We start from the raw sequence: 14,158 nt of genomic DNA, 5'->3' as shown, positions 1-14,158 counted from the left end.
TTCGGCGAGGTAGGCTCGGCCGCATGCCAGGTGATCCGAAACAGCGCCGGGCCGCGCGGCACGCGCAGCCGGCCCCCACGCGGCAGAAGCCCCGGAAAGCGCCGATCACCGTCGAAAGGATCACCGACGCCGCGCTCGAGGTCGTTGCCACCCAGGGTTATGAAGCCCTGACCATGCGCAGCGTCGCCAGCGTACTCGACACGGGACCGGCCTCGCTGTATGCGCACGTCGTGAACAAGGCCGACATCGACGAACTGATCATCGGGCGGCTTTGCGGCCGGCTGGTCCTGCCCGAACCCGATCCGGCGACATGGCGCGAGCAGATTCTCGACGTCTGCGCCCAGATCCGCGACCAGTACCTGGCCTATCCCGGTATCTCCCAGGCCGCGCTGGCCATGTTCTCCACCAACCTCGACGTGCTGCGCGTCAACGAAGGAATGCTGACCATCCTTCTCGCCGGTGGCATCGAGCCTCAGACCGCGGCCTGGGCGATCGACGCCCTTTCGCTCTACGTCAGCGCTTACACGCTGGAGATCTCACTGGTCTCACAACGGCAAAGCCGGCAGGACGACGAATGGGTCGTCAGCCGCGACGAACTGGTGCGCCGATTCGCCGCGCTCCCCGCGGACCGGTTCCCGCACACCAAACGCTATGCGGCAGAACTGACCTCCGGCACCGGACACGAACGGTTCGACTTCACCCTCGGGCTGATCATCGACAACCTCCCCCGGCGCCGGACCACCCCCGCGGCCGGCTCCGCATCTTTGTCTACTTAAGACGGTCCATTCAGGACTGAAGAGCTGATATCGGCCGGTGGGCATCGCGACCCGGGCCCGGACCGCTGGCTTGATCGCCGATCCCATCGGCTTCTTCGGTCTTCACACCGTGCGTGGCCGACAACCGGAGGCCCCGGTGAACCACGCGAAGATGGCGTCACCGGCCGGGCCGGACTCCCCGCGGCGCAGGGGATCCCGGCCGCGACAGGGCCGCGCGGCGTGCACGAATGGCGTCGGTAGATCGTGACTCCGGACCGAACCGGGCTACGCCAACTCGGTGGTCCAGCTCGCCGAATCCCGTACTAGTACGAAGTCTTCCCGCGCGCCGTGTAACAGAGTGTATCCCGCAAGCGACCCACAGGCGCATCAAAGTGGCTCGTTCCGCGGAACCGCGGCCGCTCGACAAAGGGGGTTCGGACCATATGTGGACGCCGAAGGATCTGTTGGCCGCGATACGGCGTTTGTTCACCACCGGAACCGATTCGGCGCCGGCGGAGCCCGCCTATCACCGGCACCCCAGGGGTGAGGTGTACGCGCGGGCGGCACCGGAGACCGTGCGCATCGTCGAGACCTATTACTACACCCAGGACATCTCCCGGAACCGGGAACTCAACTCCGACCCGACCCAGCCGCCCAAGGGCCGCGTGACGGTGGTCGTGCCCTACGACGGCGATCATTTCTTCACCCGGCAGGCGAAGGATGACGTAGCGGGCCAGATTCCGCCGTACAATCCCGAGCCGATCAACGCGTTGGTGGGCCATGTCGTGCTGGCCAACTGCGGGAGAACGGATTTCCGGCTCGCCGGCAACCGCATCGGGGACACCACCGCCCTGCCGATCCGGGTGCCCGTGTCCGACCCGCGGGTCCCGCCTGGCTACGACCATCTCATCAACGATCTCGGGAGCTGTGTGCTCACCCATGAGTACGCACCGGACCCGAGCCGTCCGGAGATCATGCCGGTCGACGTCTCGATCGAACTGCGTGATCCGGACAGCGCGGATTTCCTGGAGATCACCGGAGTCGACGACGTGAAGGCCGAGGTGGTCGCGGCGAAACTGCGGACGCAGCGGGCTTTCCAGCCGTACCTGGAGTTGCGGGTCCGGGTCGAGGTGCAGGTCACGGGTGAAGAACTCGACGAGCTCCCCGATTCCTCGGTGTCGATCGAATGGCCGACCGTGACGTCGCCGAGCTTCTTCAGTCTCCGGGTGTCCGGAAAGGACCATCCGATCCGCTACAACCCGGCCAGCCGTTGCATCGAATGGCGTGATGTCCCGTTGACCGCGGTCCAGCCCAAAGGCGTCAACCAGGCGGAGGACCAGGCCGAAGACAAGGCGCGGAGCGAGGATGACGAGCCGTCCGGGAAACCCGATGCCGACGAGCCGGAGCCGCACGAGGCAGTGGGGGACGCGGAGCCGGACGACGACGAGGAAGGCAACGAGGACAGCGACGAGGACGAGGCCGCCGACCTCCCCGAGGGAAACCGGACCGACGCCAGGGACGACGACGAGGCCGACGAATCCGGCTCGGCCGTCCGGACCTACTCGAGTCCTGTCATGTCCCTGCTCGTCCAGCAGCCGGGCGAGATCTACCGAGAGGAAAAGCTGAAAGCCAGGGTCGATGTGCGGATACCGCGGCTGTTGTCCGGGATGACGGCCCGGCTTTACGACGGGACCGGCCGGCGCTCGAAGGACTACGCGCCGGAGGTGACGAGCGAGGTCTCGACCACGATCGAGATGACCCTCGGCGACGCGTTCGCCGACCGGGTGGTCTCGACCTCCCAGCACCTCCACTTCGACGAGGTCCTGCTGAACTCGGCCCGCGTCGGCGACATCAAGAACGCGCTGACCGCCGATGGTTTCGAGCACTATTTCGAGCGTCAGGTCAGCCAGGACCCGGACGTCCGGATGTTGTTCTACCGCAGGCGCGAGGGTGCCGACATCCTGGAGGTGGGCTATCTCCTGGAAGGCACGCGATACACCACCGAACGCGAGACGGTGGTGGGCGGCGAAACGTTCACCACCTCATTGGACAGCGGTGACCTGACGGTCCACAGCTACGGGACCCTGCGCCGGAGCAGCCGGGAGATCACCCGGGCGATGAACCGGCTGCACCAGGTCCTCCGGACCCAGTTCACCCATGTCCGGGTACGCCGATGACCCGGATTCCGCCGAGAGGGATCCCTGCCGTGAAAAGAGGACCACTGCCGTGAATACGGAATGGAAGCCACGCGCCCCCAGCGCGCACTGCTACGAGTGCGGATCGATGGACGTCGTCGCCGTGTGCCATCACTGTGGCCGGCCGATGTGCCGGGAGCACGGCGTGTCCGCCGAGGTGGCGCAGCGGAGCACCGAGTTCACCGGTCTGAACCTGGACAACGTCACGGCCTGGCACTGCACCGAGCACGACCACACGGTCGACGGCGGTCTGCGCTGGCTGATGATCTCCGGGGCCGCCGCCGCGGTGCTCGGCATCATCTTCCTGGTGGGCACCGCCTACTGGGTAGGCGGTTCACTCGCCGGCGCGGGCGGGGCCGGCGCGACCCTCGGCTACGTGATCAGCCACCGCCGCCGGAGCCGGGCGACCCATGCCCGCCCGCCGTTCCCTCTGGTGCCGACCATCGAGTCGATCAGCCTGACCGAGAGCGTGCACGCCGACATCCGCTTCGACGAGGTCGCGGGCTACCAGGTTAAGAAGCTGCCCGCCACTGGCAGGCTCACGGTGGACATGCTCCTTCGTCAGGCCGATCGCGACCGGCTGGACCGCTACCGGGAGAAGTACCGCCTGGCCGCGGAGGAGCCGGTGCCGGTCTCGATCGGCTTCGTCATGCTGCGGGGACCGGTCGGGCTGGAGTTCGACAACCGCCACGCCACGGTGCCGGTGTTCGCGTTGCCGAGCAGGGTGTCCGACCTGCCGTTCCTGGCCTCCGGCGGCGCACGCGACCGCCGCTACCAGATCGATCTCACCCACCACCTGCGCCCGGGCCTGGAGATCGATTCGATTCCGCTCTGGCTCACGCCGGCGCTGGTCGCCGAGTCCGACCGGCGGACCCTGGAACTGGATGTCGGTTGGGACAAGGACTTCGGGTACGAGGACAGGGCGCTGGAGATCGACCGCGTGAACGAGATCCGGTTGATCGCCCCGGTCGGCTGGGGCGCCGTCCGCGCCATCGAACTGGACGAGGGTGTCCAGGCGAGTCGCCGCTCGTTCGGCCGGAAACCCGATCCCGACGATCCGGACGAGGTCGTGCATCTGATCAGGATGTCCGACCTCCGGCTGCCGAAGGCGGTGAAGGAGCGGTGCCGGCTGCGGGTGGTCGTCCACTTCGAAGGCCGCGTCGAAACGGCCGATTCGATCCGGGGCAGCATCGACCTGCGGTTCCGGCACGCGTTGTCCGGCGTGTCCGAGGTTCAGGTCTATCACGCGCTGGGCGGGCCACGGCGCCCGCCGCGCGGCGGAACCACCGCGACCGGCCGGAAGAGCGGGATAGCCACCACGCTGACGGCCGACTTCTCGTTGAGCCTGGCCAAGGTCCGCTACCAGGACGCGCTCATGGTGCCGGATCCACGGGAGCCCACCAGCGACTCGAAACTGATGGAACTGGAAGGTGTCATCCCCGATCACCGGACGGTCGCCGCCCTCACGGATGCCCTCAGTGACAACAACTGTTACGTGAAGCGGGTGGTCGAGAACCCGGGCAGCAACGGACCCAGTGTCGACGAGGTCCGCCGGTACTGGGACATCAGCGGCCGCTACTACGAACGCCTTTTCCCGATCGAATTCCGCATCACGTTGACCGGTAACGAGTTCCGCGCCGACGGCGACCCGGTGAGGGGCAACACGACCGTCGCCGTGGCCGTACGCGGCGTCTACACCGACGACCCTCGTGTCACGGAGGAGCCGGGCATGCAGCAGATCATCAAGAACACGTGGAAGAACCTGTGCGCGCAGACGCGCAGGGCGCTGGAGGAAAGCAAGGCGTCGCGGCAGTTGGGCTGAGGCGAACGCGAACTCGGCGAGGAAACGGGGAGGAAAAATGGAGTGGCGTTGCGCCGAGTGCGGCGAGCCCGAGTCCGGTAAGAACAAGGCCCTCGTGGTGTGCCACCACTGTGGGAAGTTGCTGTGCCTGGACGATCGGATTTCGGCGCGAAACGATGTCTTCGAAGGCGATGACGAGACCGCCAACGTCGCCTACCACTGCACGGACTGCTACGAAACGCACCACAAGGTTTCCGAGTCGGGCCAGGGGCAACCGGAATGATCGAAGTCACCCTGTCGCCGCGGCGGATCCAGGCCGGTCAGGACACCGAGGTCACCGTCACGTTGACCAACGTGGGCGAGGGCGTCTGCCGGAACGTGGTGTTCCACCTCGATCTGCCCTGGCAGATCATCCGGTTGTCCGGCAACGGACAGATCGAGACCGACCGCTTGCCGGCGGGCGCCAGCGTGCGCGGATCGCTGCGGGTACGGGCCGACGACGTGGGCAGTTGGCCGGTCCACAGCAGCAATTTCTCCTACCGCAACCGGTACGGCTCGACGGTCCGGAACGACGACTACACCGACCTGTTGATCGTCGAGCCGGTGGTCCGGGTCGAGGCGCCGCCGCCCCGGCTCAAGGCGGAGGTGGTGGACGGCATCCTCGAGCCGGACCGGTGGGGCGCCTTCCGGATCCGGTTGTCCAACATCGGGGACACCGCCGTCCGGGATGTCAGCATGGTCGTGCGCGGACCACTCCGGTTCGACGACACACGGCCGCGGTGGCTGCCGTCGTTGCTTCCGGGCGACTCCGTCGACTTCCCGTTCGACGTCCTGCCGAACGAGACCGGTTCCGTGCCGGTCCACATCGAACTGACCGGTGGCTACGGCCAGCAGGACCAGTCCGTACAACTGCAGTGGGCCAAGAAGGTCACCGTCGGTTCGGCCGCCGCCGTCCGGCCGTCCGGCCCGTCGACCGTTCTCTACGTGTCGGCCAACCCGGTCCACACCCAGTTGACGTACGCGGCTGCCGAGGCGCGGGAGATCCGAAAGGAACTGGCCGTGAATCCGGCGTTCCGCATGGAGGAGCGAGGGGCGATCGGTCCCAGGGAACTGACCGGCGCACTGCACAACCTGCACCCGCGCATCGTGCATCTGGCCGCGCACGGGGCGGAGGGCTACCTCTACCTCGAGCGCGAGAAGGGGCACCCGCATCCCGTGACGCCACGGGCCGTGGCGGGACTGTTCAGCGAGACCACGGACTACGTCGAGTGTGTGATCGCCGGAGCCTGCGACAGCGAACCGCTCGCCCAGGAGGTCCGCCGATACGTCGACTACGTCATCGCGGTCCACGACAACCTGCCCAGCGATGTCGCGATCGCGTTCAGCATCGGTTTCTACCAGGCGCTGGCCGCCGGGGAGCCGATCGAGAAGGCATACCGGTTCGGCGGCAGTCAGGTCCACCTGCAACTCGGTGACGACTTCGAGGACCATCCGGTGCGGTTGTACACGCGGGTCGGTGGCGCCCATGCCGGTTCGCGCTAGCCGGCGCCGGTCAGGCGCCGTCGGAACCGAGGTCGGTCATCGGCCTGCCGAACAACGCGCACCACGGTCGCTGGCCGGGCGAGGGCGCGGCCCTGTGGTCGCACAGCCCACCGGGGCACGCGAAACCGGTGCGGTCCGGGTCGAGCGGCGACGGCCACGCGCCGTCCGCCCGCGTGCCGTCCCGCCAGGTCATGAACCGTTCTTCACCGGCGCGGTCGGCCAGTTCGCCGAGCAGCATGTCCCACAGCACCATCCGCCGCTCACCATTCCGGGTGCGTTCGACCAGCTTCGCCAGTCGTTCTTCGTAGCCGTACTCGGTGGCCCGGTCCTGGAGGCCGGGGAACTCGTCGCAGATCCGCGCCCACGCGGCCGGCACATCGGCGTGCGGGCTCCGGTCGCCGCCGGTCATGGTCCTGTCCTCGACTGTCGCATCACGCCCATCGTATTCGGGAACGTCCATGGCCGGGCCTGAAGTCACCTTCGGCGATGTCGACCTGGACGAACAGCGGCGCGCCGACGTGCGGGGCGCGCTGCGGCGAATCCGGTCCGACTCGGTGTCCGGTGCCTGGCCGAGCCGGGTCGACCACATCGAGGTGACCGGCGTGCTGGCGGGTGGACGCAGCGGCGCGTTGGTGCTCGACATCGTGGTGTATTCCGGAAGCGTGCGGCTGGCCCGGGTCGCCAAGATCGACTCACCGGCGGAACTCGCCGCGGAATGGCGGTCCTACCTCGCACTCGTCAAGCCGGACGCGACGATCTTCTTCGCCCCGATCGTGGCCGCGACCGAAGACGTCGTCACTCCGCCGGACGCCGGCTGGGGGCCCGGTGCCGTCGTGTACGACCATGCCACGCAGTTCACCGGAGGGCGGGGAGAACCGCCGCGCAGCCTGGAGGATGTGGTCCGCGCGGCCCGTACCGGTTCGGCCGAAGACCTCGACCACGTTCTGCGGATCATCCAGAAACTGTTGCGTGGTGCGGCAAGCGTGCTCTACGACCGGCACGCGGAGCGAGAGGAGTACCCGTCGACGCTGCGCCCGATGAATCTCGCGCTCGGCCCGAATGTCGTCCTTTCGGTCGACGAGCATGATCCGCTCCCCGGTTCCGCGCCACGGCTGCCTGACGACGTCCTGCTGTCCCGGACCGTCGGTGGCCCACGGACGGCACAACTCGTCGCGGGCGAAAACATCGTGCTGGCCAATCTGCGGCCGGACCCGCGTGGCCGCCCCGGGTTCGCGCGCGGCGACCACATCGACGTGGCGATTCGTCCGGCCGATGCCCGCACCCGGCCGCCCGTTTTCGCCGTGCGAGGGCAAGTGGTCCAGACCAGAGGGGCGGCGGTCCGCGCGCGGATGGTGGCCGCGCTGGAGGAACTGGGCCCGGTGGCGACCTCGGACGATGGCTGGGTGGTGGCAGGCACCGAGATGGACTGTCCTTTCGGGATGGTGCTGGACGTGCTCACCCGGCCCGCCCGTGGCCGCGTCCGGTCCGTGGTGCACGGTGACCTGAACCCGCGCAACATCCTCCTCGTCGAGGATCAGCCGATCCTCATCGACTACGCGCACACCGCGGCGGGCCAGCCACAGCAGGCGGATTTCTGCTGGCTGGAGATCGGACTGCTGCGGGAAGTTTTCGCCGATCTCGACTTCCCCGCGCTGCTCGCGTTGCAGCGGTGGCTCGCGCTGGCATCGCGGGTGCTGGACCACGCGCCGGAGGCCGACGCCGTGTCCGTGTTGACGACCGTGGTCGCCCGGCGAGCACCGGAACTCGCGATGCCTTTCCAGGTACTGCTGGCGGTCAGGCGGTGCGGACGTCCGCCCCGCCCGGTGTGGGCGGGTTTGCCGTGGCATCAGGACTATCTCGAACAGTCACTGCTCGCGGCGCACCGCGCGGCCAAGTGGGCGGACGAGGACCAGACACCGGCGCGGCTGCGGGCGACGGTGGCCGTCGCGGCGGTCGCGACCGAGCACCTCGGTGGGGCCGACGGGTTCGCCCGCTGGACCGATGCCGATCTGGCGGCGGCCATCGCGGGCGTGGCGCCCGTACTGCGGTTCACCGACGACGGCGCGATCCGCCTGGTGCGGGACCTGGCGGTCGCGATGTCGACGGTCGACGGCGCGACCGAAGCCGTGCTCACCGACGTGCGTGAACGGGTGGTCCGGACAAGGTGCGCGGAGCGCGTGCGAAGCCTGCTGGTCGCGTGGACGGGGCACGACGAGTACGTCGCGCTGACGGCGAACCGCGCGTCCGACGCGGCCGAGGTGTTCTCCCACATCGCGGCCGAACCTGCGGCCGTCCTCTGTGGTGCCTCCGGCAGCGGCAAGTCCACCGTCCTGTGCGAGGCTTGCTATCGGCTGGCCGTCGCGGTGCTCGATCTGCCCACCTTCGACGCCGACGATCCAGGATCGCTCGCGGTCCGGGTGCCGGTTCCGGTCGACGCCGAACGGCTGGCCGGGCTCTGCGCGGCCGACGACGATCCGATCACGGTGGCGGCCGCCGTCCTGGCGGGCTCGGGACTCGATGGCGCCGTGGAGCCCGCGCTCGTCCTGGGTGTGCCCTACTTCCTGATCGACGATGTCGACCGGCTCGGTTCCGACGCGCGGCGGTCGGTGCTGTCCTGGTTGTCCGGGCTGCGGCGGCGGTATCCCCGGGTCCGTGTGCTCGCGGTCCAACGTCAACCGGACCAACCGCCGGAATTCGCGTCGGCCGTCCTGTGGCTGCGGGATCTCGATGTGGCCGGCATGCGCGCGTTGCTGCACGGCGCGCTGGCCGGGACGACGGTTCGCGGTACGACCATCGAACGGCTGCTGCGAATCCTGTTGACGGAGCCGGAATGGCAGCAGGTGCACCCGCGACGGCCGGGCGTGCTCGCGCTGGTGGCACGGGCCGTTCATCGGTCCGGGGTGCCCGATGGGGCGTTCGCACCCGGTGACATCCTCGCCGAACAGTGGCTGGGCACGGGTACCGCCGGTGCGCCGAAGGCCGAGGACCTGGCGCTGGTCTGCGAACGGATCGCCGTCCGGTCGATCGAGGAACGCGCCGATACCGTCCCGCTGAAATCCCGGTCCTGGCCCGGAATTCCCGATCCGGACAGCCTGCTGGACCATCTCGCCGGCCGGGACGTGCTGCGGTGCTCCGATGGTGAGGTCGGTTTCCCGGACCAGACCCATCGGGACTACTTCGCCGCCTGCGCGCTCCGCCGGAAGCTGCCTGCGGCGCCGGTGGATCTGGTCCGGCGGTTGTCCTGGCACAGCGCTTTGCGCGTCTTCGTGACGCTCCCGGGAGTCGCCGACGCGCGGGAGGTGGTGCTCGACTTGGTGCGGGCGGCGTGTCGCACGGCGCCGAAACTCGCCGCCCAGCTGATCAACGACGCCCGGGTCGACGACGACATCGTCGCGCCCTTCGTGGCTTCGTGCCGCGAGGTGCTGACCAGCGACTACTCCGTCGCCCACGAGATCGCCGAGGCATCGGACGCGTTGGGCGCGTTGGCCGGAACGGCCGGCCTGGACGCGCTCCGTTCGGTCGTGACCGATGCCGCGTGCCGGCCGGACATCCGCGCGGCGGCACTGCACGCCGTCGCCGCTCACCTCCGCCGGTCCGCCCTCGGTGGCAGGCGGTGGGCCGGCGGGATCGCGCGCCTGCTCGCCGAACCGTGCCCGGTACCGCTGCGCGTGGCGGCGCTGGAGGTGATCGCGGCGGATGGCCTGCGCGGCTTGGAGTTGTACGTCGGCAGGTGCATCACCCCGACCGAGCCGTGGCCGGTGGTGCGTGCCGCCGTCACCACCCTGCGGGCACTGGGAATCGCGCTGCCCGAACCGTTGACCGATGTCGTCCAGGTCGCCTGCCGGCGGCGGCTGGCGGACGTGGACCAGGCACTGAGCGGGCCGATCGTTCCCGGTGAGGCGAGCGAATACCGGACCGAACGCGCCGAGCTTCTCGCCATGCTGTCGGGCCCGGACGCGGTGGCGACGCTGCTGGCCCATCGATTCGACTTCCTGGCCGGTCACCGTCCGGCCGCCGCGCTGGACGACGTGTCCCGGCTTGACCCGCCGCCCGAACCCCGGCCGGAGTACTGGGACATCCTCGTCGGCGACACGACGCCGGAGGTGTGGGTGCGGACCGCCGTCGCCGGTGAGCCGCTGGACGCCGCCGCGGCGGCGCACCGGCTGCTCCGGGACACACCGGACCAAGCGGTCCGCGTCCTCACCCGAATCGACGCGACCGCGCCCACGTCCCGGGTGCTGATCGCTTCGGACATGCTGCGCGCGGCCGGTACCGGTGGACTGGACCATGCGGAAAGCCTGTTCCGCGAGCTGATGGACACCGTCGACGAGGACCGGCTCACCGGCGCCGCCGCGGTGCTGTGCGCGATCTGTTCCGTGCGACCCGAATCAGGCGTCCGGCTGGCGTGGTCCACGGCCGGGCTACTGGCCGAGCGCGATCTGGCGGCGCGGCACCGATGGCCGTGGGTGGCCGCGCTGACCCGGTGCCGAGGCGATGCCGCCGTACTGTCGAACCTGATCGAAGCGGGCGACGACACCGCCGTGCTCGCCGAGACCGCCTTGGCCAGCCGGGACTTTCCCCGCCACTGCCACACCGGCCCCGCCCTGTCGTTCGGCCGGGCCGCTCGGCAACGGCTGCTCGATCGCGCCCCGGCCGAGGGCGGCGCCGACTGGGAAGCCGCCCGGTGGGCGTTGGCGGCCGCGAACATGGACCTGGTGGAGGCACTGCCGACGCTGCGTGCCGTGGCGACGCGCATGGCCGGTGCGCCCGCCGTCGCCACGATCGGAACAGTCCATAGTGGACAGATATCCTGGGCACCCCTCGCGGATGTCCTCGCGGTACTCGGCTACCTGGCCCGCCGAGCCTTCGACCTGCGGGCGACGGTCCACGTCGACCGGGAACCGGACGAGGTCCACCGGCTGGTGTCCGATCTGGAAACCCGCGAAGCGCACCACAGCGTCCGCACCGGGCGCGCGGTCGCGCTGGCCTATCTCGGCGACTGCGTGCCGCTGGTGCACGCGATCGTCGCCGACCCGTCACTGTACGAACTCGGCCGCAACGCCCTCGCGGCGTGGGCACCGTATCCGCACACGCCTCGGTCACTACGCACGGAGGTGGCGCTTGCCGAGTGGCTGGCCGGTCTCCGCGACCGGCCCGCGCTGCCCGCCGGCGCGCGCCGGGCACTGACCCGGCTGACCCACGAGGCAGAGCTCAGGTCAGGAGTGCTTTTCCCCCAAGGAGAACCGGACACGTCAGGAAAATCCCATGAGCACATGTGCTAACTGCGGCAAGGCGATCACCCCGGCCGGCAAGCGTTTCTGTCAGTACTGCGGCGCTCCGGCCGGCCAGAAGCCGGCGAAGTCGTCACCCCTCCCGATCGTCCGTCTGGACCAGCTGGAACGGACACCGAACCGGCGGCTGGTCGTCGGCGGCGCGGTCGCGGCGGTCGTGGTGATCGTGACGGTGATCGTGGTGGTCCTCAGCCGACCGCACACGACTCCGGATTCGTCGATCGGGTCGGGCGGTGACAGCGGTTCGCTCAGTACGACAACGGCCGAATCGTCATCAGTGTCCACAACGGACACTTCATCCTCCGGAGACAACGAGCCCGCGGCGGTCGTCCGGGACTACTACACCGCCGTCAACAACCGCGACTACCAGACGGCGTGGCAACTCGGCGGCGTCAACCTCGGCAAGTCCTACTCGGTGTTCGTCGACGGTTACGCGACGACGGTCAAAGACGATCTCACCGTGCTCGACACCTACGGTGACACGGTCGACGTGGAGCTGAGCGTCCTGTGGAGCGACGGAACGACGCACGAGTACCGGGGCAGCTACACCGTGTCGAACGGCCAGATCACCAGCGGCACCCTGCGAAAGATCTCGTGACCGTCGAGCGCTGCTTCCACGACGCACCGCCGCGGTCTCCCGGGAGGAAGGGATAATCGCGGTGTGAAGGACAAGCCGAAATGAGCGAGTTCGCCGAACGCACCGAACTGCTGGTGCCCGAACCCGCCCACGCGCTGGGCGCCCTGCTCGAGGTACCGGTGCCCGACCTCACCCGTGAGGGCCTGCCCCCGCTCTGGCACTGGGTCTATCTGCTCGACCGGCCCCCGCAGGCCGACCTGGGCGCCGACGGCCACCCCGTCCGCGGCACCATCCCGGCACCGCCCGGCCCCGGCCTGCGCCGCATGTGGGCAGGCGGTCAGGTTCGCACCCACGGGCCGCTGCGCTGTGGCGAACCCGCCACCCGGCGCACCGAAGTTCTGTCCATAAAGGACAAACAGGGTCGCACGGGGCCAGTGACGTTCGTCGTGGTCGGACACCGGATCACCCAGCTTGGACGGCTCGTGGTCGACGAGCGGCAAGACCTCGTCTACCGGGCACCGGCCGAGGAGGGACGCGAATCCGAGCCCGCCGGCGAAGGCCCGGAGGTTCCGCCCGCCGAGGACGAGTGGGGCATCGACGTCACCCCCACCCTGTTGTTCCGGTTCTCCGCGCTCACCTACAACGCCCACCGCATCCACTACGACCGCGACTACGTCCGCGACGTCGAAGGCTACCCCGGCCTGCTCACGCACGGCCCCTTACAGGCACTGGCCATGGCCGAGGCCGCCCGCGCTCAGGGCCGTTTCGCCGGGAACCTGTCCTTCGACTACCGGCTCACCGCTCCCCTGTTCGACCACCAGGGCCTCATCGTCCGCGCGACGCCCGACGGGAACACGATCACCACCGCCGTCCGCGATGTCCACGGACGACAGACCGCTCAGGGCAGTCTCACCACGATCGGGGACTGAGCGAAGAAACCACCGGAGCGCAGCTCACGATTGGTCCCCGGCCCGGCCAGGCCAAGGCAGTCCCGCGGGGGCGCCGCGGTAGGTGGCACCGTGGGGCTCGTCGCAGTGGTCGTCACCGGCCTCGTCGACCCGCAGGTCCGCGGGACCGGCATGGTCGACCTGGAGCGTGGTGTGCTCGATGCGATGCTCGACGGCCAGGAAACCGGCGAGGTCGGCGCGCACGGCGTGACAGTCTCCGCCGGACACGACCAGCACATGGGCCGACAACGCCGGCTGACCGGAAGTGATCTCCCAGACATGCAGGTCGTGCACCTCGGCCACCTGCGGCCTCCGCGCCAGAGCCGCGCCGATGGTCTCCGGGTCCAGCCCGGCCGGTGCGGCCTCGAGGAAGATCCTGCTGGACTCCCGGACCAGACCGAGCCCGGCCCTGCCCATCAGCGCCACGACCACCAGCGAAGCGATGGCGTCCGCGCGGGCGAACCCGGTCAGCACCATCACCAGCCCCGCCACGGCGGTGGCGACGAACGCGAACAGGTCGGTCAGGATGTGCTGGAACGCGCCTTCGACGTTGAGACTGCTCCGGTTCGCCCGGCCGATCATCCAGGTGGCGGCCAGATTCACCACGATGCCGACCAGCGCCACGGCCAGGACGAGCTCGCCGGTGACCTCCGGTGGACTGATCAGCCGGCGAACCGCCTCGTACGCCAGCCAAGCGCCCAGCACCAGCAGTGTGACGCCGTTGGCCTGGGCCGACAGGATCTCGACGCGTTTCCACCCGTAGGTCATCCGCCCCGCCGCGGGACGCACCGCCAGCCGGGCCGCCCACAACGCCAGCGCGATCGCCCCGGCGTCGGTCAGCATGTGGGCCGCGTCCGACAGCAGCGCCAGCGACCCGGCCAGCAGACCGGCGGCCACTTCCCCGGCCATGAACGCCACGATCACCACCAGGGCACCGGTCAGCCACCGCTGGTCGGAGTTCGCCGACGCGTGTCCGTGTCCATGCCCGGCGCTCACATCCGGTCTCCCCCTCGCTTCGGTCAGAGCCATCCACAATATATGCACGTATTG

10 protein-coding genes are annotated in these 14,158 nt (G+C 69.4%); 8 read left to right on the top strand and 2 right to left on the bottom strand.

Translation table 11 applies throughout. The features are described from left to right. Window positions 1–23: 23 nt before the first annotated feature. From ACFSXZ_RS09815 to ACFSXZ_RS09795, 5 genes are all read left to right on the top strand, one after another. On the top strand, window positions 24–776 hold the full coding sequence (locus tag ACFSXZ_RS09815; RefSeq protein WP_378263570.1) for a TetR/AcrR family transcriptional regulator: 753 nt from the start codon (window positions 24–26) through the stop codon (window positions 774–776). Between the two features lie 422 nt (window positions 777–1,198). Beyond that, window positions 1,199–2,932, top strand: a complete 1,734-nt coding sequence (locus ACFSXZ_RS09810) for a hypothetical protein (protein ID WP_378263568.1) — start codon at window positions 1,199–1,201, stop codon at window positions 2,930–2,932. A 49-nt stretch (window positions 2,933–2,981) separates the two neighbouring features. After that, window positions 2,982–4,772 carry a hypothetical protein gene (locus ACFSXZ_RS09805; protein WP_378263566.1) on the top strand — a complete coding sequence of 597 codons (1,791 nt, stop codon included), beginning with the start codon at window positions 2,982–2,984 and terminating at the stop codon, window positions 4,770–4,772. A gap of 37 nt (window positions 4,773–4,809) precedes the next feature. After that, entirely contained in the window at window positions 4,810–5,034 is a 225-nt protein-coding gene (locus tag ACFSXZ_RS09800) for a hypothetical protein (RefSeq protein ID WP_378263564.1), read from the top strand. Continuing rightward, window positions 5,031–6,293 carry a CHAT domain-containing protein gene (locus tag ACFSXZ_RS09795; protein WP_378263562.1) on the top strand — a complete coding sequence of 421 codons (1,263 nt, stop codon included), beginning with the start codon at window positions 5,031–5,033 and terminating at the stop codon, window positions 6,291–6,293. The genes ACFSXZ_RS09800 and ACFSXZ_RS09795 overlap by 4 nt, the downstream gene beginning before the upstream one ends. Before the next feature lie 10 nt (window positions 6,294–6,303). On the opposite strand, the gene ACFSXZ_RS09790 is transcribed toward ACFSXZ_RS09795, so the two are convergent. Then, window positions 6,304–6,702 (bottom strand): hypothetical protein, encoded by a 399-nt coding sequence (locus ACFSXZ_RS09790; protein WP_378263560.1) that lies wholly within the window; start codon window positions 6,700–6,702, stop codon window positions 6,304–6,306. Window positions 6,703–6,751: 49 nt separating this feature from the next. Between ACFSXZ_RS09790 and ACFSXZ_RS09785 the strand changes: the two genes are divergently transcribed. The 3 genes from ACFSXZ_RS09785 (at window position 6,752) to ACFSXZ_RS09775 (ending at window position 13,090) form a co-directional block, all read left to right on the top strand. Beyond that, window positions 6,752–11,575, top strand: a complete 4,824-nt coding sequence (locus ACFSXZ_RS09785; protein WP_378263558.1) for a hypothetical protein — start codon at window positions 6,752–6,754, stop codon at window positions 11,573–11,575. Then, window positions 11,559–12,182, top strand: a complete 624-nt coding sequence (locus tag ACFSXZ_RS09780; protein ID WP_378263556.1) for a hypothetical protein — start codon at window positions 11,559–11,561, stop codon at window positions 12,180–12,182. The genes ACFSXZ_RS09785 and ACFSXZ_RS09780 overlap by 17 nt, the downstream gene beginning before the upstream one ends. A gap of 80 nt (window positions 12,183–12,262) precedes the next feature. Beyond that, the gene (locus tag ACFSXZ_RS09775) at window positions 12,263–13,090 is read left to right on the top strand and encodes an FAS1-like dehydratase domain-containing protein (protein WP_378263554.1); all 828 of its coding nucleotides are present in this window, start codon (window positions 12,263–12,265) and stop codon (window positions 13,088–13,090) included. A 24-nt stretch (window positions 13,091–13,114) separates the two neighbouring features. Here the strand turns inward: ACFSXZ_RS09775 and ACFSXZ_RS09770 are convergent, their stop codons facing one another. Continuing rightward, a complete protein-coding gene (locus ACFSXZ_RS09770) occupies window positions 13,115–14,104 on the bottom strand; it encodes a cation diffusion facilitator family transporter (protein ID WP_378263552.1) in 990 nt (329 codons plus the stop codon). Window positions 14,105–14,158 lie beyond the last annotated feature (54 nt).

Origin of the sequence: Amycolatopsis pigmentata (assembly GCF_042684065.1) — a bacterium.
Lineage (GTDB): Bacteria > Actinomycetota > Actinomycetes > Mycobacteriales > Pseudonocardiaceae > Amycolatopsis_E > Amycolatopsis_E pigmentata.
This window is presented reverse-complemented; position numbering and strand designations above follow the sequence as displayed.